Source organism: Donghicola eburneus (genome assembly GCF_900115865.1).
Lineage (GTDB): Bacteria > Pseudomonadota > Alphaproteobacteria > Rhodobacterales > Rhodobacteraceae > Donghicola > Donghicola eburneus.
In genome coordinates this window covers 178,234-199,676 of sequence record NZ_FOXY01000003.1, presented here as the reverse complement: position 1 = coordinate 199,676, position 21,443 = coordinate 178,234, and the positions used below count along the sequence as shown (strand labels likewise).

The 21,443-nt window shown below is 59.4% G+C and carries 24 protein-coding genes and 1 tRNA gene; 12 read left to right on the top strand and 13 right to left on the bottom strand.

The features are described 5' to 3' along the window. The first annotated feature begins 95 nt into the window (after positions 1 to 95). Positions 96 to 398 carry a DUF1244 domain-containing protein gene (locus BM225_RS06325; protein ID WP_218157048.1) on the top strand — a complete coding sequence of 101 codons (303 nt, stop codon included), beginning with the start codon at positions 96 to 98 and terminating at the stop codon, positions 396 to 398. 67 nt (positions 399 to 465) lie between these two features. Here BM225_RS06325 and BM225_RS06320 read toward each other — a convergent pair whose 3' ends face one another. The 5 genes from BM225_RS06320 to dgcN form a co-directional block, all read right to left on the bottom strand. Then, the gene (locus BM225_RS06320) at positions 466 to 1,029 is read right to left on the bottom strand and encodes a hypothetical protein (RefSeq protein ID WP_072708172.1); all 564 of its coding nucleotides are present in this window, start codon (positions 1,027 to 1,029) and stop codon (positions 466 to 468) included. A gap of 2 nt (positions 1,030 to 1,031) precedes the next feature. Further along, positions 1,032 to 2,489: an OmpA family protein gene (locus BM225_RS06315; protein WP_072708174.1), complete on the bottom strand. Its 1,458-nt coding sequence runs from the start codon at positions 2,487 to 2,489 to the stop codon at positions 1,032 to 1,034. Between the two features lie 126 nt (positions 2,490 to 2,615). Further along, positions 2,616 to 3,467, bottom strand: coding sequence for a D-amino-acid transaminase (locus BM225_RS06310; protein ID WP_072708176.1), 852 nt, complete (start codon positions 3,465 to 3,467; stop codon positions 2,616 to 2,618). 31 nt (positions 3,468 to 3,498) lie between these two features. Continuing rightward, positions 3,499 to 4,464, bottom strand: a complete 966-nt coding sequence (gene dgcA, locus BM225_RS06305; protein WP_072708178.1) for an N-acetyl-D-Glu racemase DgcA — start codon at positions 4,462 to 4,464, stop codon at positions 3,499 to 3,501. 76 nt (positions 4,465 to 4,540) lie between these two features. After that, positions 4,541 to 5,542, bottom strand: a complete 1,002-nt coding sequence (gene dgcN / locus BM225_RS06300) for an N-acetyltransferase DgcN (RefSeq protein WP_072708180.1) — start codon at positions 5,540 to 5,542, stop codon at positions 4,541 to 4,543. Between the two features lie 272 nt (positions 5,543 to 5,814). On the opposite strand from dgcN, the gene BM225_RS06295 reads away from it, so the two are divergent. Next, on the top strand, positions 5,815 to 6,774 hold the full coding sequence (locus tag BM225_RS06295) for an L-malyl-CoA/beta-methylmalyl-CoA lyase (protein WP_072708182.1): 960 nt from the start codon (positions 5,815 to 5,817) through the stop codon (positions 6,772 to 6,774). 82 nt (positions 6,775 to 6,856) lie between these two features. On the opposite strand, the gene BM225_RS06290 is transcribed toward BM225_RS06295, so the two are convergent. Then, complete coding sequence (locus BM225_RS06290; RefSeq protein ID WP_072708184.1) at positions 6,857 to 7,324, bottom strand: AraC family transcriptional regulator; 468 nt, start codon at positions 7,322 to 7,324, stop codon at positions 6,857 to 6,859. Positions 7,325 to 7,480: 156 nt separating this feature from the next. Here BM225_RS06290 and BM225_RS06285 point away from each other — a divergent pair, with 156 nt between their 5' ends. Next, positions 7,481 to 8,443, top strand: a complete 963-nt coding sequence (locus tag BM225_RS06285) for an acetyl-CoA carboxylase carboxyltransferase subunit alpha (protein WP_072708186.1) — start codon at positions 7,481 to 7,483, stop codon at positions 8,441 to 8,443. Positions 8,444 to 8,501: 58 nt separating this feature from the next. Here BM225_RS06285 and BM225_RS06280 read toward each other — a convergent pair whose 3' ends face one another. Further along, entirely contained in the window at positions 8,502 to 9,155 is a 654-nt protein-coding gene (locus tag BM225_RS06280) for a GntR family transcriptional regulator (RefSeq protein ID WP_092464097.1), read from the bottom strand. 38 nt (positions 9,156 to 9,193) lie between these two features. Next, complete coding sequence (locus BM225_RS06275; RefSeq protein ID WP_072708191.1) at positions 9,194 to 9,886, bottom strand: M48 family metallopeptidase; 693 nt, start codon at positions 9,884 to 9,886, stop codon at positions 9,194 to 9,196. A gap of 104 nt (positions 9,887 to 9,990) precedes the next feature. On the opposite strand from BM225_RS06275, the gene BM225_RS06270 reads away from it, so the two are divergent. The 3 genes from BM225_RS06270 to BM225_RS06260 all read left to right on the top strand — a co-directional run bounded on the left by BM225_RS06270 (position 9,991) and on the right by BM225_RS06260 (position 11,262). Then, positions 9,991 to 10,311: a TIGR02300 family protein gene (locus BM225_RS06270; RefSeq protein WP_072708193.1), complete on the top strand. Its 321-nt coding sequence runs from the start codon at positions 9,991 to 9,993 to the stop codon at positions 10,309 to 10,311. Between the two features lie 88 nt (positions 10,312 to 10,399). After that, positions 10,400 to 10,475, top strand: a tRNA-Ala gene (locus BM225_RS06265). Between the two features lie 403 nt (positions 10,476 to 10,878). Beyond that, complete coding sequence (locus BM225_RS06260; protein ID WP_338060987.1) at positions 10,879 to 11,262, top strand: H-NS histone family protein; 384 nt, start codon at positions 10,879 to 10,881, stop codon at positions 11,260 to 11,262. A 25-nt stretch (positions 11,263 to 11,287) separates the two neighbouring features. Here the strand turns inward: BM225_RS06260 and BM225_RS06255 are convergent, their stop codons facing one another. From BM225_RS06255 to BM225_RS06245, 3 genes are read right to left on the bottom strand one after another with little or no spacing between them, the layout of a single operon-like run. Next, positions 11,288 to 12,076 carry a metal ABC transporter permease gene (locus tag BM225_RS06255; RefSeq protein WP_072708196.1) on the bottom strand — a complete coding sequence of 263 codons (789 nt, stop codon included), beginning with the start codon at positions 12,074 to 12,076 and terminating at the stop codon, positions 11,288 to 11,290. Continuing rightward, entirely contained in the window at positions 12,069 to 12,797 is a 729-nt protein-coding gene (locus BM225_RS06250; protein ID WP_072708198.1) for a metal ABC transporter ATP-binding protein, read from the bottom strand. The genes BM225_RS06255 and BM225_RS06250 overlap by 8 nt, the downstream gene beginning before the upstream one ends. Then, positions 12,797 to 13,279 (bottom strand): Fur family transcriptional regulator, encoded by a 483-nt coding sequence (locus tag BM225_RS06245; RefSeq protein ID WP_072708201.1) that lies wholly within the window; start codon positions 13,277 to 13,279, stop codon positions 12,797 to 12,799. The genes BM225_RS06250 and BM225_RS06245 overlap by 1 nt, the downstream gene beginning before the upstream one ends. Positions 13,280 to 13,351: 72 nt before the next feature. Here BM225_RS06245 and BM225_RS06240 point away from each other — a divergent pair, with 72 nt between their 5' ends. Beyond that, entirely contained in the window at positions 13,352 to 14,344 is a 993-nt protein-coding gene (locus BM225_RS06240) for a zinc ABC transporter substrate-binding protein (RefSeq protein WP_072708203.1), read from the top strand. On the opposite strand, the gene BM225_RS06235 is transcribed toward BM225_RS06240, so the two are convergent. After that, a complete protein-coding gene (locus tag BM225_RS06235; protein ID WP_072708205.1) occupies positions 14,341 to 15,567 on the bottom strand; it encodes a urate hydroxylase PuuD in 1,227 nt (408 codons plus the stop codon). The two genes, BM225_RS06240 and BM225_RS06235, sit on opposite strands and share 4 nt — an antisense overlap. Before the next feature lie 111 nt (positions 15,568 to 15,678). Between BM225_RS06235 and BM225_RS06230 the strand changes: the two genes are divergently transcribed. Then, positions 15,679 to 16,596: a LysR family transcriptional regulator gene (locus BM225_RS06230; RefSeq protein ID WP_072708207.1), complete on the top strand. Its 918-nt coding sequence runs from the start codon at positions 15,679 to 15,681 to the stop codon at positions 16,594 to 16,596. Here BM225_RS06230 and uraH read toward each other — a convergent pair. Continuing rightward, positions 16,581 to 16,940: a hydroxyisourate hydrolase gene (gene uraH, locus BM225_RS06225; RefSeq protein ID WP_072708209.1), complete on the bottom strand. Its 360-nt coding sequence runs from the start codon at positions 16,938 to 16,940 to the stop codon at positions 16,581 to 16,583. The genes BM225_RS06230 and uraH overlap by 16 nt on opposite strands. 158 nt (positions 16,941 to 17,098) lie before the next feature. Between uraH and puuE the strand changes: the two genes are divergently transcribed. The 4 genes from puuE (at position 17,099) to BM225_RS06205 (ending at position 21,365) form a co-directional block, all read left to right on the top strand. Further along, entirely contained in the window at positions 17,099 to 18,511 is a 1,413-nt protein-coding gene (puuE, locus tag BM225_RS06220) for an allantoinase PuuE (protein WP_072708211.1), read from the top strand. Then, the gene (locus tag BM225_RS06215) at positions 18,508 to 19,323 is read left to right on the top strand and encodes a bifunctional allantoicase/(S)-ureidoglycine aminohydrolase (RefSeq protein WP_072708213.1); all 816 of its coding nucleotides are present in this window, start codon (positions 18,508 to 18,510) and stop codon (positions 19,321 to 19,323) included. Before puuE ends, BM225_RS06215 begins: the two co-directional genes overlap by 4 nt. Positions 19,324 to 19,412: 89 nt before the next feature. Continuing rightward, positions 19,413 to 19,901 (top strand): ureidoglycolate lyase, encoded by a 489-nt coding sequence (locus BM225_RS06210; protein WP_072708215.1) that lies wholly within the window; start codon positions 19,413 to 19,415, stop codon positions 19,899 to 19,901. 69 nt (positions 19,902 to 19,970) lie between these two features. Then, positions 19,971 to 21,365, top strand: a complete 1,395-nt coding sequence (locus BM225_RS06205) for a uracil-xanthine permease family protein (protein WP_072708217.1) — start codon at positions 19,971 to 19,973, stop codon at positions 21,363 to 21,365. Positions 21,366 to 21,443: the final 78 nt, after the last annotated feature.

Genomic DNA, 21,443 nt, shown 5'->3' with positions numbered 1-21,443 from the left:
TGCACAATCGCCGGTACAGATGCCCCTTGACGCTTTGGCGCAGGGGCCTCAGCTAAGACTGTAATTGCCGGAAGAGGAGCAAAGCAATGTCACAGATTGATGAACAGACGCGCACCGAACTCGAAGCTGCCGCCTTTCGCCGCCTGTTGGCGCATCTAAACGAGCGCACGGATGTGCAGAACATCGACATGATGAACCTGACAGGGTTTTGCCGGAATTGCCTGTCGCGGTGGTACCAAGAAGCCGCAACCGAGCGCGGGATCGAGATGACCAAGGACGAGGGCCGCGAGGCCGTTTATGGCATGCCCTATTCCGAGTGGAAGGACAAATACCAGACCGAAGCGAATGCCGAACAACTGGCATCGTTCGAGGTAAACAAACCTGCAGATGCAGGCTAAAAGTTCTTTGTGAATGTAAAAAAGGCGCCGCGGGGGTCCCTGCGGCGCCTTTTTCTTTTGGGGCTGTTTAGCCGTTGGCTTGCTTGGGCATATCGTCGGTACCGGTTGCAGCCTCGTAGGCGGCCACGAGTTCGCTCAGGCGTTCAATCTCGGCTTCGCGGGCGTCAGCCTCGACAATCATTTCTTCGAAGCGGGCTTCGATCTTGCTGGCATCGGTTTCCAGTTCGGCCCGCAAGTCTTCGAGATCGGCTTCGAGAAGAGCGATCCGTTCGTCCCGTTGCAGCATGAGTTGCGCAAATTCTTCGGGCATCTCTTCGGGGAGTTCTGCCAGCGTATCCTCGCCCGCGCCTGCCCCATCGGTCCCAAGACCGACACCAGAGGCCGCAGCAATTTGGCGCAGATCTGACAGTTCGGCCTCTTGGGCGAACATCTGTTCCTGCGCGGCATCCAACTGTTTGCGCAGGCTCAGCAGTTCACTCTTGGCCGCCGCCAGCGATTGATCGAGCGAGAAGTTGCCCTCGCCCTTGGATTTGCCACCAAAGAAAAAGAAGCCAGCGATCAGACCCACCAGCGCGGCCAGCGCCAGCAGCACCCACATCTCGGCAATCAGAAAATTCCAGTTCTGGAACATACTCAGTTCACTCCATCATCAGAGGGGGACCAGATCACAGTCGTCCGGCGGTTCGCCGCACGGCCCTCTTCGGTATCATTCGTTTCAATCGGGTCGCTTTCCCCGTAGCCGTTGGCCACCAGCGCACGCGACGCGACACCGCGCGCGATCAAGGCGGCACGCACGGCATTGGCGCGGGCTTCGCTCAGGGCGCGGTTGCTGGCGGGGTCACCGACAGAATCCGTGTGCCCGCCGATTTCCGCGCGCAGGTTGCCATCGGTCACGCATAGCGCAGCAACAGATGCCATTGCGTTAATAACCCGAGATGCCTTGGCATCGAGGCGGGCCGAGCCGGTCAGAAACTGGATCGGGTTCCGCTGCAGTTCGGTGTTCATGCGGTCCGCACAGGTGTCGATGTCGGGATTGAAATGCACGTGAGGCAGCCAATATCCGGCGCGCGCGACCTCGGTGGCACCCGTGGCTGCATTGGTACGCAGGCTGCCATCGGGCTGCTGCGCCGCCCCGACAGCGAGGTTCACCGGATTGCCCACAGCCTCTGTCAGGGCTTCGGCGACCAGTTCGGCGTCCACCCCTGCCCCGACGGTGCCCACGACGGACAGATCATCACCGGTCCGAACGATGGTCAGGCGCTCCAATTCGGGAAGCCACTCTGCAAGCGGTTTCAGCCGGTCGATGTGACCCGCCGGATCTCCCAAAAGGCCGGTCTGCGCATTCCCGCCATGGGCGACGAAATTCAGCGCGCCTGACACGTCATCTGCGGTCAATCCTGCTGGCAATTTCCCATCAATCCGCAGGCCGGTGCTCGCGTCATAGGTGATGCTGTATTCCGGCGGCGTGCCATCATCCAGATAGTCCAGCACCGATTCGCTCCGATACCCTTGGGGCAAGGAGGCAAGCGTGCGCTCGATCGCGGCACCTTCGGAAGGGGTGCGCGCGATGCCATTCAGGATCAGCGTTTGATCCTCGAGCCGCATCTCTCCCTCTTCGAGCAGGCGCGTCGCGGTCAAACCGACTTTGGCCGCCGCACTCCAATCCTTGGGGGCACCAGCGCCCAGAGCCAGCGATTGGGTAGAGCCGAGGATGGGTTCAAGTTCGGCACGTGCAGCTTGGGTCGGCACATGTCCTTCGGCAGCAAAGCTGTCTTCCTGCCAGCGCGCGGCCATCACATAAGGCGAAACCACGGGCAACACGGTCCAATCCGCCCGAACCTCGCGCTGACCAGGGACAGCGGCATAAGCTGCAAGCAAAGCTTCGGCTTCGTCGGGTCCATTGGCAATGCCAGTCAACGTGATGTCGCGCCCAGACACAGCAATATCCACACCGTGCACCGAGGGGACCTCGAGCGCCGTGGCGGCCTGCAAAATCTGCTGCTCAATCACGTCTGCCTGACGGACGGTGGCCCACCAGCCCAATCCGCCCAAACCTGCCAATACAATGACCGCACCTGCAATCGTGCGCATCATACCCTCCACAAATCAATTTACGCGCGCAGTAGTGGCCTCATGCGCACGCCAAGGCAACCCTACAAACGGCAAACGCCCGCACCACTAGGGCGCGGGCGGTAAACCAGCGGTATAGACGTGCAATTACAGCGCGGCTTTGCGGCTTTCTTCGATGTAGATTTCACGCAGGCGGCTGGCGATCGGGCCAACTTCGCCGGTGCCAATCGCTGCATCGTCGATTTTTACGACTGGCATGACAAAGGTGGTCGCCGAGGTTACAAACGCCTCATCCGCGGCTTTGGCTTCTTCGATGGTGAAGGGGCGCTCTTCGACCTGCATCTGCGCTTCTTGGGCGAAGCGCAGGACAGCGGCGCGGGTGATGCCGTGCAGAATGTCGTTGCTGAGGTTACGGGTGATGATCACGCCGTCCTTGACGATGTAAGCGTTGTTCGAGGTGCCCTCGGTCACGCTGCCATCCTCGACCATCCAAGCATCGTCCGCACCCGCAGCTTTCGCGGCCATCTTGCCCATCGAAGGGTACAGCAGCTGCACAGTTTTGATGTCGCGGCGGCCCCAACGGATATCGGGGATCGAAATGACGCTGATGCCGGTCTTGGCAACAGGGCTTTGGGCCAGAACCTTTTCCTGAGTGAACAGGACCAGAGTGGGCTCTGCATCCTTGGGGTAGGCGAAATCACGATCTGCTGCGCCGCGGGTCACCTGCAGGTACACCAGACCTTCAGTCACGTTGTTGGCTTCGACCAGCTTACGGTGGATTTCCAGCAGCTCGTCCTGCGTGCAGGGCTCTTTCATCTCCAGCTCGTTCAGCGAGCGGGACAGACGCTTGGCGTGACCGTCGAAATCGATCAGCTTGCCGTCCAGAACGGTGGTCACCTCGTACACGCCGTCCGCCATCAGGAAGCCGCGGTCAAAGATCGAAACCGTGGCTTCGGTTTCCGGCAGGTATTCGCCGTTTACATAGACGGTGCGGGTCATGTCGGGTCTTCTCCTAATCAGTCGCGGGGCCTCAGCCCCAAAGAGCGGCCACAGGCGGATGCACACCATCGGCATCGTAGTGCAGCGGGTTGTCACGGTCTTCGGCCAGAAGCAGCGGCGCGTCAAGGTCCACCACCTGTGCGCCCTTAGCGACAACTGTCGCAGGGGCCATCGCCAAAGAGCTACCGATCATGCAGCCAACCATGATGCCAAAGCCCATGTCCTCGGCCGCCTTGCGCAGGGCCAAAGCCTCAGTCAGGCCGCCGGTCTTATCCAGTTTGATGTTGATGATGTCGTACTTGCCCTTCAGCTTGTCTAAGCTCGCACGGTCATGGCAGCTCTCGTCTGCACAAAGGGGCACAGGGCGATCCATCCCGATCAACGCGTCGTCTTCACTCGCGGGCAAAGGCTGCTCGACCATCTCGACCCCTAGACGCACCAGATGCGGGGCGAGTTCGCCATAAACCTCAGCGCTCCAACCTTCATTGGCGTCGACGATGATCCGCGCCTCGGGGGCACCACGGCGGACAGCTTCCAGTCGCGGCATATCTTCGGGCGTTCCCAGCTTGATCTTCAGCAGTGGGCGAAACGCATTCTCGCGCGCCTGCGCTTCCATCTCCTCGGGGGACGCCAAGGACAAGGTATACGCCGTGATTTCAGCCACAGGCGCAGGGACCCCAGCCAGATCCCAAACACGGCGACGCGCCTTCTTTGCCTCCCAATCCCATAGGGCACAATCCACGGCATTCCGCGCCGCCCCTGCGGGCAAGGCATACTGCAGCGCCTTGCGGTCGATGTCCTGCGGAAGGCCAGCGATCTGCTCGGCCACGCTGTCCATACTCTCGTTATAACGGGCATAAGGGACGCACTCGCCGCGGCCCGTAACACCGTCGCGTGTGATGGACACCGACAGCACATGCGCCTCGGTCCGGCTCCCGCGTGAAATCGTAAACGCTTGGGCCAACCGGAAACTCTCGCGACGAACGATCAAGGACATGCCCGCTCCTTCTTTTTGCTGAAAATACTCAAAAGACCGGACGCACCCACAGGGCGCGCCCGTCAAAGGTCATCGCTTACAGCGCCGCTAGGGCGTCTGCCAGCTTGTCCGCACTATGGCGATAGGGGTCGACCGCGGGCAGACCCAGCTCTTCTTCGATCTTCGCCAGATAGGCATCCGCCTCGTCCGCGCCCATGTGCTGGGTATTCACCGACACGCCAACCACCTGACAAGCAGGGTTCGCGATGCGCGCCAGCGGCAGGGCGGTGTCCCACAACTCTTGCAGGGACGGGACCGAATACTCGGGAAGGCCGCGCAGATGGGTGCGGGTGGGCTCGTGACACAGGATCAGGGCGTCCGCCTGACCACCATGGACCAGCGCCATCGTCACACCGGAGTAGGACACGTGGAACAGGCTGCCCTGCCCTTCGATGATGTCCCAGTGGTCGTCATCGTTGTCGGGCGTCAGCCATTCAATCGAGCCCGCCATAAAGTCCGCGACGACCGCGTCCAGCGGCACACCGTTGCCAGTGATGAGAATGCCGGTCTGCCCGGTGGCGCGGAAGGTGCTTTTCAGGCCCTTCTTGCGCATGGATTCGTCCAGCGCCAGCGCGGTGTACATCTTGCCGACCGAGCAATCGGTACCGACGGCCAGCACGCGCTTGCCGCGGCGTTTTTTACCGTTCGCAATAGGGTATTCGACCTCGGGGACGCGCACATCGTGCAACTCGCGACCACAAGCTTCGGCAACGGCGACCAGATCGGGCTCTTCGCGCAGCAAGTTGTGCAGGCCAGACGCCAGATCAAAGCCTTCTTCCAAAGCAGCGACCAGAACTTTCTTCCACGCAGGGCTGATGACGCCACCACGGTTCGCCACGCCAACGACCAAGGTTTTGGCACCTGCGGCCTTGGCCTCTTCGAGAGTCATGTCGGTCAGGCCCAGATCGGCCTTGCAGCCTTCCATGCGGAACTGGCCTACGGCATTGTCGGGGCGCCAGTCTTTGATACCTTGTGCGACTTTAGCAGCAAGCTGGTCGGGCGCGTCGCCCAAAAACAGAAGATAGGGGGTCTTAATCATCACAGGTCATCCTTTTGCTTGAGATCAGGATGCGTCGTCTGCCATGAGATTTCATACGAAATTTGCCGTGTTTTCCGAGCGCTCTCGAAGTTCCTTCTTAAAACTTCGCCCTTTGCCGAATTTTTTCTCGTCAAGTGTCAGTCAGATAGGAGGAACCTATGCCGCAGCGCCGCGTCATGCCGCGACTGCGAAAAGAGGCTTGCGATGAGCCGAGTAATTTAATACCCATTCAGCCGAACAATTTGTAATATCATTACCGAAAGGCAGAGCCGATGAGCTTCCGCATTCAGCCCCAAGCGCCCGCCCGCCCGAACCGTTGCCAACTGTTCGGCCCCGGCTCGCGCCCTGCACTCTTCGAAAAGATGGCCGCCAGCGCGGCCGACGTGATCAACCTCGACCTCGAGGATTCAGTCGCCCCCACTGACAAGGACGCGGCGCGCGAAAACATCATCAAGGCGATCAGCGACGTCGATTGGGGCACCAAGACCCTGTCAGTTCGCATCAACGGCCTCGACACGCCTTTTTGGTACCGCGATGTGGTCGATCTGCTAGAGCAAGCAGGCGATCGTCTGGACCAAATCATGATCCCCAAAGTGGGCTGCGCCGCAGACATCTACGCCGTGGACGCGCTGGTCACTGCAATCGAAACCGCCAAGGGCCGCACCAAGAAGATCGACTTCGAGGTCATCATCGAATCGGCTGCAGGGATCGCCCATGTCGAAGAGATCGCAGCAGCGTCGCCCCGTCTGGTGGCCATGAGCTTGGGCGCTGCAGACTTTGCGGCCTCGATGGGGATGGCGACCACCGGCATCGGCGGCACGCAAGAGAACTACTACATGCTGCGCGAAGGTGCGAAGTACTGGTCCGATCCGTGGCACTGGGCTCAGGCAGCCATCGTCGCCGCGTGCCGCACCCACGGCGTTCTGCCCGTAGACGGTCCGTTTGGTGATTTCAGCGATGACGAGGGCTACCGTGCGCAGGCCCTGCGCTCCGCGACACTCGGCATGGTCGGCAAATGGGCGATCCACCCCAAGCAGATTGCACTGGCCAACGAGGTCTTCACCCCCTCTGAAGAGGCTGTCACCGAAGCCCGCGAAATTCTGGCTGCGATGGAAGAGGCCAAAGCCAAGGGCGAAGGCGCAACTGTCTACAAAGGCCGTCTGGTCGACATCGCATCGATCAAGCAGGCCGAAGTCATCGTACGCCAATCCGAAATGATTGCGGGCAGCTGAGGGACAACGGGGGCTCTGCCCCCGCACCCCCAGGGTATTTGGACCAAGATGAAAGGGCTGCGGGTAGCGCGGCCCTTTTCGTTTATGCGGCAAGAGGCGCGCAGATCAGTGTCTTGAGATCAGCTGGCGCAGTCGTTGTGGGATCATTCAGGTAAACTTCATAAGTGGGGGCGTCGGCATGCTGTCGGCCCGACTTGGGAAACCAGTCCCCCATCAAATATCCGTACACAGACCTCAGGCCCTCGTAAGGACCGATATGAAGCAGCTCCGCATGCTCTCCACCTTGGAGATGTAGGAGGTCCAACCCCTCCGGCGCATCGAAATCGTCCGCCACGTGAAACCCGGCGAAACTGCGCAGATCGGCCGCCGCCACCAGATCGGGGTTATCCCACGCCGCACCGATGGCGCCTTGGATCTGGGGCCAAAGGCCTTGCTCTGAAATAATCCCAGCCACTTTTTGATAGACCCCGCCCATTTCTGGATAGGGTCCGCGATGGTGCATCCCAACCAAGGTCATCGCGGGTTTTTCAGTAATCGTAACATCGCTCATAAAAATTCCTCCGCTCAAGGAAATACAGCTAGGGGCACGATACGCGGGATTTTCCGAATGCCGCGCCCTGAATGAGGGTCAAGGGCTTGTTTGTGTCATCCCGATTGCATCTGCGGCAGACTGACGCCATATAGCGGTCAAGCAAAGGAGCGTTGGATGACCCATTATCTCGACTTCGAAAAACCGCTAGCCGAAATCGAAGGCAAAGCCGAAGAGCTGCGCGCGATTGCCCGTCAAAGCGAAGAGATGGATGTCGAAGACGAAGCAAAGGCATTGGACCGCAAGGCCGATACCCTGCTGAAAGAGCTGTACTCGAGCCTGACGCCTTGGCGAAAATGCCAAGTGGCACGCCACCCCAACCGTCCGCATTGTCAGGACTATATCGACGCTCTGTTCACCGAATATACCCCGTTGGCGGGTGACCGGAACTTTGCCGATGATCACGCTGTTATGGGCGGCATGGCGCGTTTGAACGGCACGCCTGTGGTCGTCATTGGTCAAGAAAAGGGCCACGACACCAAGACCCGCATCGAACGCAATTTCGGCATGGCCCGCCCCGAGGGCTACCGTAAGGCGATTCGCCTGATGGAACTGGCCGATAAGTTCAACATGCCTGTCGTGACGCTGGTGGACACGCCCGGTGCCTACCCTGGCAAGGGCGCAGAAGAGCGCGGCCAGTCCGAGGCCATCGCCCGCTCGACCGAGAAGTGTCTGCAAATCGGTGTGCCGCTGGTTTCTGTTGTCATTGGCGAAGGTGGCTCGGGCGGCGCAGTGGCCTTTGCGACCGCAGATCGCGTCGCGATGCTTGAGCACTCGGTGTATTCGGTCATTTCGCCCGAGGGCTGCGCCTCGATCCTGTGGAAAGACGCCGAAAAGATGCGCGAAGCTGCCGAAGCGTTGCGCCTGACTGCGCAGGATCTGCACAAGCTGGGAATCTGCGACCGGATTATCTCCGAGCCGATGGGCGGCGCCCACCGCGACCGCGAGCACACTCTGGCCTCGGTCGGCCGCATGATCGAACAGATGCTGGCCGATGTCTCTGGCCTCAGCGCAAACGAGTTGGTCGCACAGCGCCGCAAGAAATTCCTGGACATGGGGTCCAAAGGGCTCGCAGCCTAAGCTTCTTTTTGCAAAAATACTCAAGCAAAAGCGGAGACATCGTCTCCGCTTTTCTCGTTTAGCTGGCCAACAGGCGCAGGCCGTGAGTCACATCGGACCGCACAGCCAAGCGCAGGCCCGGCTCGTCCCCTGCCTTGAGTGCAGCGATAATATGACGGTGGTGAATAGGCGGCTCGGTCCGGTTTAAACGCCCATAGAGCGCGCGCATGGTGGGCCCCAGCTGCAGCCAGACGGTCTCAGTCATCGCGAGCATCGCGGGGGCCTGAGCACGCAGATAGAGCGTGCGGTGGAATTCTAGGTTGGTCCGAATATAGCCGACCGCGTCATGCTTTTTGACGTTCATGCTGATGTTGGCGTGAATGCTCTCGAGCCGGTCAATCAGCGCCATGTGCGCGCGCGGCAGGGCACGGGACGCGAGCTCTACCTCCAAGAGCGCGCGCAGGGCGGCCAACTCCTCGATCCGGTCGTTTGACAGCTCTGGCGTGGCCACTCGGCCAGACGCGCTGAGTGTGAGGGCGCCCTCGGCCACCAGACGGCGCAACGCCTCTCGGGCCGGTGTCATCGATACTCCGAACTCTTTGCCGATGCCGCGCAATGTGAGCGCTTCGCCCGGTCGCAATTCGCCATGCATGATTCGGGTCCGCAACTGGCGATAGGTGCGATCGTGGGCCGCCATCGGTGTCCCCGACTCGGCCGCTTTCTGAGAGGACATCAACATGACTTAGGATGTGATCACAAACTGAGAGGAAATCAATCTTCAAAACGGAAAGCGTGTAGCTTTGCGCCATCGCGTCGCAGCCATTCGCGCTGTTTTGCGCAGGGACCATAGATTTGTTCGACCGCGCCCCAAAAGGCTGCAGAGTGATCCATATGCTGCAAATGAGCGACCTCGTGCGCGGCCACGTAGTCCAGCACATCCGGCGGCGCCATAATCAGGCGCCATGAAAACATGAGTTTACCGTCGTGGGTACAAGAGCCCCATCGCGACCGCGTATCCTTTAGCAAAATAGCGCTGTAGGCGCGATCAAGACGGCCCGCGTAGTGGTGCGCGGCCTCGGCAAAACGGGAGCGTGCCCGCTCACGGAAAAAGCCCTTGATACGTGCACCAGCGTTTTGGCCGCCACGGGGCAACGCGATCTCGTTATCTGTCAGAACCACCCTCGCGCCATCCGTGACTGAAATCCGTCTTGGACGTCCCTCGAACGGGACCACACCACCCACCGCCAAAGTCTGCGTAGGGACGTGCTGCTCTAACTGGTTTCGAATCCAGCCCTCTTTTTCACGGACAAAAGCGAGCCCCTCACGTTCGGACGCGGCCGTTGGCAAAGTCAGGGTGACACGTCCATCCAAACGCGACACACGCAAGGTGAATCGCCGTGCGCGCGCCGATCTTCGCAGAACGACGGGCACTGGGGGGTTGCCAGAAAGGATATGTTGTCCCATATGCGCGCTCCAAGTGGTGTCTTTATTAGCCTTTGACACCCGTCCGACCTTATGGCAGGGGTCTTCGACCGCCTGCAAGCACCAGAAAGCGAAAGGGATCACCCATGCCCAAAGAAGAATGGGGCGTCAAACGCGTATGCCCGACCACCGGCAAACGCTTCTACGACCTGAACAAGAATCCGATCGTTAGCCCCTACACCGGCGAGATCGTCAACATCGATACCGGCAAGCGTAATTCCTTTGTCGCAGAGGATACCGCCCGCAAACTGAAGCCCAAAGCGGCTGAAGAAGAGGATGATGTCATCCTGGATGATGACGATTCTTCGGACGTTGATCTGGACGATGATCTGCTGGACGACGATGACGATGATAACGTCTCGCTCGACGAGCTGGCTGACGTAGCAGCTGACGACGACGACAACTAAAAAAATTCGAACGGGGGATGTGTTTTGCGCTTGCACTCCCCCGTTCGCTTATCTAATTAGCGCGACACGCACCGACGGTGCACCTGATGGGGCCATAGCTCAGCTGGGAGAGCGCTTGCATGGCATGCAAGAGGTCAGGGGTTCGATCCCCCTTGGCTCCACCAAATTTCTCTAAAAACTGACAACAGCTTTATCGACTTAGGATCGGTTTATTTCGCTTTTTGTTTTCAGTTTTTGCACGTCCGCTTTTGCGCGCGCCCTTGAACCTCATTATTTTTGTTTTTTTGGCTTCACGCTTTGCGAATGCCAAAAGAAGATTTCTTTTGTTAACCCAGCGTCAATAAATTGCGCGGGGTTACTATCGCATTCAGCCTTTCAACTTATGAGAGAGTCACGTTTTTCTCACCTCCCTCATCCGTGAGCCAACAATTTTCTCAATCCATTAAGAGTGATCCGTCACAGGCGCAAACCCCAACAATTTCAATTGAATACCCTTTCAGATCGGCCAATTCGCTCCGACTTTCTTTGCGCCTTGAAAAAAATGTTTATTTACGCTGGAAAAATGTCATGATGGTTCTTATTACAAGTCAATCACTCACACGAAGAAGCGTTGGTAAACAACGGATGGGAATGGCAATGGATATCGACCTGGACTCACTCGACCTCACCGAGCTGAAGAAACTTCAGAAAGATGTTGATAAGGCAATCAACGAATATCAGGATCGCCGACTAAGCGAAGCACGCGCAAAAGTCGAAGCCGAGGCCCGCGCAATGGGCTTTTCGCTGGCGGAACTGCTAGACGGAAAGAAAAAGGCGACGGCTTCGAAATCTCCGCCGCGCTATCGTCACCCCGAAGATCCGACCGTCACTTGGACTGGCCGTGGCCGCAAACCCGCTTGGGTTCTCGAGCACATCGAAGCCGGAAAACCGATGGAAGATCTGGAAATCTAAGAAAAGGCGCCCTCGGGCGCCTTTTTTATTGCGCCAATTTTCGTAGCGGCAATGAAACGGTAAAAATCAGTGCCGCTGCAGAAACGATTGACGGCCCTGTTGGCGTGTCGAACCAATAAGAGCCCATCAGCCCCCCAAACACCGCCAGAACACCAATGAGCACAGCCCAGAGCGCCATAGCCTCTGGCGTGCGCGAGAGCGAGCGTGCGCTTGCAGAAGGCAGCAGCAGCATAGCCGAGATGAGCAGCGCACCCACGACCTTGATCGCAATTGCGACGGTCAGGGCCAACGCTAACGTCAAAAGCAACTGTTCTCGCTTTGGGGAAATTCCCGCCGCGACCGCAAGCTCCGGATTAAGTGTCGAAGTTAGCAAAGATTGCCAGCGCCAAACCAGCAATGCCAAAACCAGAGACGCACCAGTGTATATCACCGTCAAATCGCTGGATCCGACAGCAAGGATATCGCCGAACAATAAGCTGGAAACATCTATTCGAACGCCCTGAACGAAACTAATAGCCACCAAACCTATGGCCAATGCCGAATGGGCCAAAACTCCGAGAGTGGTGTCCATCGCATGACCCCGCGCAGACAAAGCGGAAACGGCAAGACCCATTGCAAGAGCAATGAGAAGCGTTCCGAAAGTCAAAGGCAGCCCTAAAATCAAGGCGAATGCGACCCCCAAAACCGCGGCGTGCGCTGTCGCATCACCAAAATACGCCATACGCCGCCAAACAACGAAACAGCCCAGAGGACCGGTCGCAATTGCCAAGCCGATGCCAGCCAGAAGGGCGCGCAAAAGAAAATCATCAATCATGGCAGCACCCGTTTTCGTCGTGGCTGTGGTCGTGGTGGTGTTCGTAAATTGCCAGAGTGCTCGAGTCGCTGATCCCGAATAATGCTTGATACTCGGGCGCGTTTTGCACAACGCTTGGTATGCCTTGGCAACAAATATGACCGTTCAAACAAATGACGCGGTCAGAGGCACGCATCACCACATGAAGATCATGACTCACCAATAAAACCGCACAACCGAGGTCTCGACGCACTTCTTCGATCAATTCATAGAATGCGACAATGCCCGGATGGTCCAATCCTTGGGTCGGTTCGTCCAAAATCAAAATATCTGGTTCAGACAAAAGTGCGCGGGCCAAGAGAACCCTTTGGAATTGTCCGCCCGAGAGGTCAGACATTTGCCGCTGTTCCAACCCTGCGACGCCTGTGCGCTCTAAGGCGCGCAAAGCAAGGTCATCACTGATCCAACGCGGCAGAGATAAAAACCGGCGAACCGTCATTGGAAAACTCGCATCGATCGCCAGCTTCTGTGGAATGTAGCCAATGCGAAGGCCTTTGGCCCGCGCGATATGCCCACTCGACGGCGTCAACACCCCCAAAAGAGCCCGGATCAGGGTCGATTTCCCAGACCCGTTGGGGCCGATCACCGTGACGATCTCGCCTTTCTCGATCTGGAAATCCACGTCCCGCAGGACGGGCGTCGATCCGTGGGTCACTGACATATTTGTAGCCGCAATCAGCATTACTCAGCTCCGGCACAGGTGGGACACGTGCCCAGAACCTCGATATTCACGCGCTCTACGGCGAAGTCGTGACCCCGCGCAGCGTCCTCGACGGCCGTCCGAACGGCGTCGGCAGGCGCTTCGGCGACGGCCTCGCAGCTCTGACAGATCAGGAACAGGGGGCTGTGCGCTTCGCCCGGGTGCATACAAGCGGCAAAGGCGTTCAGACGGTTGATCCGGTGGGCCAGCCCATGCTCGACCAGAAATTCCAACGCGCGATACGCCACTGGCGGCTGATTCCCGAAACCATCGGCGGCCAAGCGGTCCAGAACTTCATAAGCGCCCATCGCGCGGTGCTCTGACACCAAGATTTCCAAGGTGCGGCGCCGAACCGGCGTCAGGCGTAATCCTTCACGGCGGACCATATTTTCCGCATGTTCCAGCACATCATGCGTGCAGCTGTCATGGTTGTGGGCATGGAATGCTGGCGACGTCTCGGACATTTTCTAGCTGCCTATTGTTATATTATCACGTTACAGTATATGAGAACCTCCGAACGACCTCAAGGAGACCTCATGCGCAATACACTCACGACCCTCGCGCTTCTTATGGCGGGCACCGCAAATGCTGCACCGCTCAGCGTTGCGACCGACATCCCTCCGGTGCACTCTCTGGTCTCTATGGTGATGGGAGACCGCGGCGAAGCGGTTCTCTTGATGGACCAAGGCGCGGACGCGCACGATTTCCAACTCCGCCCAAGCCAAGCCCGCAGCGTGGCGAACGCGGATAGCGTGATCTGGATGGGGCCCGAACTGACCCTATGGCTGGATGATGCACTGGAATCGCTGCGCGGCGATGGCGCGACGATGGCTTTGCTGGATATCGAAGGGACCGTGCACCGAGGATACGCCGAGGATCACGAAGGCCACCTGCACGAAGAAGACGCGCATCACGACGATGACGATGACCATGCCCACGAAGAAGAAGCCCATGACGCCCATGATGACCATGCCGACGAGGCGCACGGCGATCATGACGGTCACGATCACTCGGGCGACGATCCCCATGCATGGCTTGACCCCGAGAATGCAAACATCTGGGTGTCGGCCATCGCCGCGCATCTGACTGCTCTCGACCCCGAAGGCTCCGAGATCTATGCGCAAAATGCGATGCGCGCTTCGATTGACCTGGAAAACCTGATCGCAAAGACCCGCGAGACGCTGGCGCAAAGCCACGATACGCCGATTGTTGTCTTCCACGAGGCCTACGGCCACTTCGCAGGCCGCTTCGATGTACATATTGCTGGGAGCATTGCTTTTGGGGATGCCGCAGCACCGGGTGCCGCGCATCTGTCCGAGCTCCGACACCAAGTCGAAGAAGAGGGCGCGAAGTGCATCTTTGCGGAGCCACAGCACAACGCAGCCATGGCGGAACAGATTGCAGAAGAACTTGGCCTTTCGGTCGGGATGCTCGACCCAATGGGGTCAGAGCTCGCGCTGGGGGCAGACCTTTACCCTGCTTTGATCAGCCAGATGGCGACCGCAATCGCCACCTGCCAAGAGGGTTAACCACTCGTCGCGGCCTCGTACCATTTCACGATGGCCGCGCGCTCTTCTTCCTCGATGTAGGACAGGTTGGCCGGAGGCATGGCGTGGCTCAGGCCCGCCTGCAAGTACACGGCGCGGGCGTTGCGGATGATCTCTGCCTCGGTATCCAGACGCACGCCTTTGGGGGCCCAGAGGATGCCCTCGTAAAAGGGCTCCTCGGCGTGGCACATGGAACAGCGCCCCATCACGATATCATGCACATCCTCCCAGCCGTCGGCCTGCGCGAACTGTACTAGGCCCGCCTGAACCTCTTGCTCGGCCTCATCGGCACGGAACATGGGCGCGGTGGACAGCCACATGATGATGATGAACAGAATCGCTGTCACGGCCCACGTCCAATAAGGCGTCCCTTTGCGGGCGTGCATCGTGTTGAAGAAGTGGCGGATCGTGACACCCATCAGGAACACAAGGCTGGCGATCAGCCACGTATATTCGGTGCCAAAGGCCAGTGGGTAGTGGTTAGACAGCATCAGGAACACCACCGGCAGGGTCAGGTAGTTGTTGTGGGTGCTGCGCTGCTTGGCGATCTTGCCGTATTTCGCGTCAGGGATGCGGCCTGCGATCAGGTCGGCGACCACGATCCGCTGGTTCGGCATGATGATAAAGAACACGTTCCCCGACATGATGGTCGCCGTGAACGCCCCCAAATGCAGCATGGCAGCGCGGCCGGTGAAGACTTGGGTATAGAACCACGCCATACCGACCAGAATGACGAACAGCAGCAGCATCAAGCGGGTGTTGTTGTCCCCGAACTTAGTCTTGCAGATACGGTCATAGGCTAGCCAACCAAAGCCCAAAGACCCCATGGAAATCAGGATCGCCTGCCAAGGGGCAAGGTCCGCGATGTTCGGGTCGATCAGGTAGAATTCCGCGCCCAGATAGTAGACCAGCGCCAGCATGGCGAAACCGGACAGCCATGTCGCGTAGCTTTCCCATTTGAACCAGATCAGGTCACCGGGCATCTGGTCAGGGGCCACAAGGTACTTCTGGATATGGTAAAATCCGCCGCCATGGACCTGCCATTCTTCGCCATCCGCGCCGCTGGCCAGATTGCGGTCGCGGTGCAGGCCAAGGTCCAGCGCGATAAAATAGAACGACGATCCGATCCACGCAATCGCAGTGATCACATGCAACCACCGAACAGCAAATTCCAACCACGCGCCCATTGCGGCGAGATCATACATAGGCAAACCTCCTGTTATCGAGGTGATCATAGCCAAGGGGCTATTCCCTTGATAATCAGGAAAGTCGGTGCAGGACTTTCAAATCAAGCCTGATAATCGCAGGAAGGCCCCATGAGCTATGTGAACAACATCCGGATGTTCGTGCGTGTCTACGAATTGGGCAGCATGTCCGCCGCGGCGCGGGACCAACGGGTTTCGGCCGCCGTGGCCTCGGCCCGTATTGCCGAGCTGGAGAAACACCTAGGGGTGCGCCTGTTCAACCGGACCACGCGGGCACTGCACGCAACCGAGCATGGGCAGGTATTTTACACCGGCGCCTGCGAGATCATTGAGGCAATCGACCGCGCCGAAGCCGCCGTGATGGAGCGCAGCCAATCCCCTCGCGGAACTGTCTTTGTTGCCGCACCCTTGGGCTTGGGGCGCAGGCTGATTGCACCACATGTCCCTGCATTCAAACGGGAATATCCAGAGATCGACGTCCGCCTTCGCCTGTCCGACCGCGTCATTGATGTCACGACCGAAGGACTGGATCTGGCCTTTCACATCGGGCCTCTGGCGGACAGCGACCTGAAAGTCCGCGTGATCGCCGAAATTCCCCGCGTGCTATGTGCCGCGCCGTCCTATATCGCCGAACGCGGGGTGCCAGAGGACGGCAAAGCACTCGTCGAGGATCGCCACGACTGTCTAAACCTGCGCTTTCCGGGGGCCAAGGAATTCCAGTGGACCCTGCAAACTGACAAGGGCCCGCGCCGGTTCGAGGTCACAGGCACGCTCGAATCCGACGATGGGGATGTGCTGACGAATTGGGCGCTTGATGGCTGCGGGATCATCATGAAACCGGTCTACGAGGTCGCCGAGCACCTGAACAGCGGCGCGCTGGTCCCCGTGGCCGAACGCACGCCGCCCATGGCGACTCAATTGGCCTGCCTGTCCCCCAGCCGCCGCTTCCGTGACCCCAAAGTGCAGCTTTTCCGTGACTTCATGGTCGTCCGCTGCAAAGAGGCGCTGGAGGCTCAACTGCCGCGATAGGTCGACATGCCAAAGGGCGAGATCAGCAGCGGAACATGATAGTGCGACTCCGCATCGCTGATGCCAAAGCGGATCGGCACAACGTCCAGAAAACGCGGCTCTTCTTGCGGCACACCGCTGACATCCAGATAGGCACCGGCCTGAAACACCAGTTCATAGACGCCAACCGCAAACTCGCCTGCAGGCAGGATCGGCCCATCGGTGCGGCCATCGTCGTTTGTCACTTTGGTCGCCAGATGCACCCGCGTTTCACCCTCGATCCGGTAGAGGTCGATGGTCAGTCCTTGGGCCGGAACGCCCTTTGCCGTGTCCAAAACGTGGGTGGTCAGATATCCGTCAGCCATAGTTTGCTCCTTTTGCTGGCAGTGATCCTAGGGCGTTGCCGTGAACATGGGCACTCTTTGCACACCAACCCGCCATAAAAACTGTTTCAAAAAAATTTTGATAATCAGTTGCCCATCGGCTGTCATACTGCTGTCGCAAAGAAAGGACTTCCCCAAAGATGACCCGCTACGCTCGTAATATGATCGGATACGGCCCCGATGCTCCAGACCCGCAATGGCCGGGTGGTGCAAAAATCGCCGTGCAGTTTGTGTTGAACTACGAAGAAGGCGGCGAAAACTGCGTGTTGCACGGGGATCAGGCATCCGAGGCATTCCTGTCCGACATCGCGGGCGCCGCCATGTGGCAGGGCAAACGCCACTGGAATATGGAGTCGATCTACGAATATGGCGCACGCGCTGGCTTCTGGCGCCTGCATCGCCTGTTCACCAGCGCGGCCATCCCCGTGACAATCTACGGCGTGGCCACCGCGTTGTCCCGCAGCCCCGAACAAGTCGAGGCGATGAAAGACGCGGGCTGGGAGATCGCTAGCCACGGCCTGAAATGGGTCGAACACAAAGACATGCCCGAAGAAGAAGAGCGCGCCGCCATCGCCGAAGCCATCCGCCTGCACACCGAAGTGGTCGGCGAACGTCCCCTCGGTTGGTACACAGGCCGTTGCAGCGAAAACACCGTGCGCTTGGTCGCCGAAGAGGGCGGGTTTGCCTATGTTAGCGACACCTATGACGACGACCTGCCCTACTGGCTCGAGGTCGGGGATCGCGACCAGCTGATCATCCCCTACACCTTGGAAGCCAACGACATGCGCTTCGCTACCGCGCCGGGCTACATCACGGGCGAACAGTTCTATCAGTACCTGAAGGATGCATTCGACACCCTGTACGCCGAGGGCTCCGAGGGACGCCCCGCCATGATGTCGATCGGCCTGCATTGCCGTCTGATCGGCCGACCGGGCAAATTGGCGGGCCTGAAGCGGTTCATCGACTACGTCCGCATGCACAAGGATGTCTGGACCCCGACCCGACTGGAAATCGCAGGGCATTGGGCGGAAACCCATCCCCACACCCGCAAACCGCGCCCCAGCCAGATGGATCGCGAGACCTTTGTCGGCACCTTTGGCGGCATCTTCGAGCATTCCCCGTGGATTGCCGACCGCGCCTATGATCTGGAACTTGGCCCCGCCCATGACCGCGCGGCTGGCGTCCACAGCGCCCTCGCCCGCATGTTCCGCAGCGCCAGCTACGACGAGCGTCTCGGCGTCCTGCGCGCCCACCCCGATCTGGCCGGCAAATTGGCAGCCGCCAAGCGTCTGACCGCCGAAAGCACCTCGGAACAGTCCAGCGCGGGCCTTGATGCCCTGACCGACGAAGAGCGGACACAGTTCACCAATCTGAACACGGCCTACACCGAAAAACACGGCTTCCCATTCATCATCGCCGTCCGCGACCATGACAAAGCCTCGATCCTGTCCGCGTTCGAACGCCGGATCGCCAACGACACCGAAACCGAATTCACAGAGGCCTGCAAACAGGTCGAACGCATCGCCCGTCTCCGCCTCGAGGATCTGCTATGACCCAATACGCCTTCCCCCCCGGTGGCCTGCCCGAACAAGATGGCGATCCCGTCGGCACTGCCATCTTCACCACCGCCTATGCCGTGCTGCCCGCTTGCACCCACCGCGACATCGTCACCAGCCTGCTGCCGGACTGGACCGACACCCGCGTGTGGATTCTGGCCCGCCCGCTCTCGGGATTTGCAGAAACCTTCGCCCAGTACGCGGTAGAAGTCGCTCCGAACGGCGGTTCCACCCGCCCGGAGCCGAACCCCGACGCGCAAGCAGTGCTGTTTGTCGCCAGCGGCACCATGACCCTGACGCTGGACGGCCAGACCCACACCCTGACAGCAGGCGGCTACGCCTACATCCCGCCCCACAGCGCATGGACCGTCCACAACCCCGCCGATGAGCCGCTGCAATTCCACTGGGTGCGCAAAAAATACCAAAGCGTCCCCGGCCTCTCGCGCCCCGACGCCTTCATCACCAGCGACCTAGAACGCACCCCGACCGCCATGCCCAACACAGACAAATGGGCGACCACGCGCTTTGCTGATCCCGATGACATCCGCCACGATATGCACGTCAATATCGTGACCTTCCAACCGGGTGGCCGCATCCCCTTTGCCGAAACCCACATCATGGAACACGGCCTCTACGTGTTAGAGGGCGAAGCCGACTACCTCCTGAACGACCAATGGGTCCGCGTTGGCGCCGGCGATTTCATGTGGCTCCGCGCCTTTTGCCCGCAGGCGTGCATCGCGCGCGGGCACAAACCGTTCCGCTACCTGCTCTACAAGGACGTGAACCGCCATCCGGCCCTCACCCTGTAATGCTTCATCTTTGCCAAAATACTCTCGGGGGGAGGCGCACATGCGCCGGGGGGGGCAGACAGCCCCCTCCCCCGCTCAAAGGCCCCAGTATGACTAAAATCACCGCGCTCCCCCTCACTGCCGAAGCTTTCGCCCCGTTCGGAGACGTCCTGACCACCGCAGGCGAACCGGACAAGATCATCAACGCAGGCTTCTGTGGCCGCTACCACGACCGCGCCAATATGGATTTCGGCCCCGAGGGACGCGCAGGCATTAGCCTGTTCAACGCTGTTCCACGTGAAATGCCCTACACTTGCGATCTGATCGAACGCCATCCCGAAGGATCACAGGCATTCATTCCGATGCATGAGAATGAATGGCTTATCATCGTGGCCGAAGGGCAGGACGATATCCCGGGCCCGATCCACGCCTTCATCGTGCCGCCCCACACCGCCGTCAATCTGCACCGCGGCACGTGGCACGGAGTGCTGACCCCGCTGCACGCTCCGGGCCTGTTTGCCGTCGTCGACCGCATCGGAACCACCGTGAACCTCGAAGAATTCGGGTTGGACGCACCCGTCACTGTCGATCGCGACTAAACGCGAAGCACCAAAACAAAAGAGCGGCCACAAGGCCGCCATCACCCCCATCAGGAAGGGAACAGAGTAATGTCTGACGCATCCATCGGCACTCCAGCCGAACTAAAAGACCCGAATTACACGCCCCCACTCGCCAAGGCCGTGCCGCTGGGAATTCAGCACGTTTTGGCGATGTTTGTCTCTAACGTGACACCTGCGATTATCATCGCTGGCGCTGCGGGTTTCGGGTTCGGCTCGAACTCGCCTGACTTTCCGCAGATGATCTACATGATCCAGATGTCGATGTTCTTTGCTGGCATCGCGACTCTGTTCCAGACGATTGGCATAGGTCCCGTGGGCGCCAAACTGCCCATCGTACAGTGCACCAGCTTTGCGTTTATCCCGATCATGATCCCGCTCGTCGCGGGCAAAGGCGTGGATGCTATGGCGGTCCTTATGGGCGGCGTATTCCTTGGCGGTATCTTCCACTTTATTCTGGGCCTCTTCATCGGGAAAATCCGGTTCGCCCTGCCGCCTCTGGTCACCGGCCTCGTGGTCACGATGATCGGTTTGGCGCTGGTCAAAGTCGGCATCCAATACGCCGCCGGCGGTGTACCCGCCATCGGCACCGAAGAATACGGCAGCGCGCAGAACTGGTTCGTCGCCTTTGTCGTGATCATCGTAACGCTGGCCCTCAAGTTTTTCACGCGTGGGATGCTGTCGGTATCTGCAGTGCTGGTCGGTTTGTTGGCGGGCTACGTCGTTGCCTACCTCATGGGCATGGTCAGCTATGGAAACGTAGGCAACGCGGCCACTTTGGCGCTGCCAAACCCGCTGCACTTTGGCCTCGAATTCACAGTCGCTGGTGTTGTCGGTTTCTGCCTGATGGCGTTCGTTTCGGCTGTTGAAACCGTGGGCGACGTGTCGGGCATTACCAAAGGTGGCGCAGGCCGCGAAGCCACCGACAAAGAGATCCAAGGCGCGACCTTTGCTGACGGCTTGGGCACTGCGGTTTCGGGCCTGTTCGGCGCCCTGCCCAACACATCTTTCAGCCAGAACGTCGGCCTGATCGCCATGACCGGCGTCATGAGCCGCCACGTGGTCACCATCGGCGCGATCTTCCTGATTGTTTGCGGCCTGATCCCCAAAGTCGGCGCGATCATTTCGACCTGCCCGATCGAAGTCCTTGGTGGCGGTGTCATTGTCATGTTCGGCATGGTCGTCGCCGCGGGTGTCTCGATGCTATCTGACGTGGACTGGAACCGCCGCAACATGGTGATCTTTGCGATTGCCCTAAGCCTTGGCTTGGGTCTGCAGTTGGAACCCGGTGCCCTGCAGCACCTTCCCCAGTCGATTAAGGTACTAGCAACGAGCGGCATCCTACCCGCAGCGCTGATCGCGATCGTGCTGAACCTGGTACTTCCCGAAGAACTGGCCGACGAATCGACCGAAGAAATCTCGGGCGGCATGAAGGGCCACCGCTAATTTATAGGGCAGAACTGCTGTCTTAGTCAGGGCGCGATCCATCCGGATCGCGCCCTCTTTCGTCTTCGAGCACACGCC

What these genes read in the sequence shown, in the direction of transcription:
- BM225_RS06205 (WP_072708217.1), top strand. Translation starts at nt 19,971, where the DNA reads ATGTCTGACGCATCCATCGGCACTCCAGCCGAACTAAAAGACCCGAAT.
- BM225_RS06260 (WP_338060987.1), top strand. Translation starts at nt 10,879, where the DNA reads ATGATGGTTCTTATTACAAGTCAATCACTCACACGAAGAAGCGTTGGT.
- BM225_RS06320 (WP_072708172.1), bottom strand. Translation starts at nt 1,029, where the DNA reads ATGTTCCAGAACTGGAATTTTCTGATTGCCGAGATGTGGGTGCTGCTG.
- BM225_RS06230 (WP_072708207.1), top strand. Translation starts at nt 15,679, where the DNA reads ATGAGCTATGTGAACAACATCCGGATGTTCGTGCGTGTCTACGAATTG.
- BM225_RS06215 (WP_072708213.1), top strand. Translation starts at nt 18,508, where the DNA reads ATGACCCAATACGCCTTCCCCCCCGGTGGCCTGCCCGAACAAGATGGC.
- BM225_RS06285 (WP_072708186.1), top strand. Translation starts at nt 7,481, where the DNA reads ATGACCCATTATCTCGACTTCGAAAAACCGCTAGCCGAAATCGAAGGC.
- BM225_RS06290 (WP_072708184.1), bottom strand. Translation starts at nt 7,324, where the DNA reads ATGAGCGATGTTACGATTACTGAAAAACCCGCGATGACCTTGGTTGGG.
- BM225_RS06275 (WP_072708191.1), bottom strand. Translation starts at nt 9,886, where the DNA reads ATGGGACAACATATCCTTTCTGGCAACCCCCCAGTGCCCGTCGTTCTG.
- dgcN (WP_072708180.1), bottom strand. Translation starts at nt 5,542, where the DNA reads ATGATTAAGACCCCCTATCTTCTGTTTTTGGGCGACGCGCCCGACCAG.
- BM225_RS06295 (WP_072708182.1), top strand. Translation starts at nt 5,815, where the DNA reads ATGAGCTTCCGCATTCAGCCCCAAGCGCCCGCCCGCCCGAACCGTTGC.
- dgcA (WP_072708178.1), bottom strand. Translation starts at nt 4,464, where the DNA reads ATGTCCTTGATCGTTCGTCGCGAGAGTTTCCGGTTGGCCCAAGCGTTT.
- BM225_RS06250 (WP_072708198.1), bottom strand. Translation starts at nt 12,797, where the DNA reads ATGCTGATTGCGGCTACAAATATGTCAGTGACCCACGGATCGACGCCC.
- BM225_RS06255 (WP_072708196.1), bottom strand. Translation starts at nt 12,076, where the DNA reads ATGATTGATGATTTTCTTTTGCGCGCCCTTCTGGCTGGCATCGGCTTG.
- uraH (WP_072708209.1), bottom strand. Translation starts at nt 16,940, where the DNA reads ATGGCTGACGGATATCTGACCACCCACGTTTTGGACACGGCAAAGGGC.
- BM225_RS06280 (WP_092464097.1), bottom strand. Translation starts at nt 9,155, where the DNA reads ATGTCCTCTCAGAAAGCGGCCGAGTCGGGGACACCGATGGCGGCCCAC.
- BM225_RS06240 (WP_072708203.1), top strand. Translation starts at nt 13,352, where the DNA reads ATGCGCAATACACTCACGACCCTCGCGCTTCTTATGGCGGGCACCGCA.
- BM225_RS06210 (WP_072708215.1), top strand. Translation starts at nt 19,413, where the DNA reads ATGACTAAAATCACCGCGCTCCCCCTCACTGCCGAAGCTTTCGCCCCG.
- BM225_RS06315 (WP_072708174.1), bottom strand. Translation starts at nt 2,489, where the DNA reads ATGCGCACGATTGCAGGTGCGGTCATTGTATTGGCAGGTTTGGGCGGA.
- puuE (WP_072708211.1), top strand. Translation starts at nt 17,099, where the DNA reads ATGACCCGCTACGCTCGTAATATGATCGGATACGGCCCCGATGCTCCA.
- BM225_RS06310 (WP_072708176.1), bottom strand. Translation starts at nt 3,467, where the DNA reads ATGACCCGCACCGTCTATGTAAACGGCGAATACCTGCCGGAAACCGAA.
- BM225_RS06235 (WP_072708205.1), bottom strand. Translation starts at nt 15,567, where the DNA reads ATGTATGATCTCGCCGCAATGGGCGCGTGGTTGGAATTTGCTGTTCGG.
- BM225_RS06270 (WP_072708193.1), top strand. Translation starts at nt 9,991, where the DNA reads ATGCCCAAAGAAGAATGGGGCGTCAAACGCGTATGCCCGACCACCGGC.
- BM225_RS06245 (WP_072708201.1), bottom strand. Translation starts at nt 13,279, where the DNA reads ATGTCCGAGACGTCGCCAGCATTCCATGCCCACAACCATGACAGCTGC.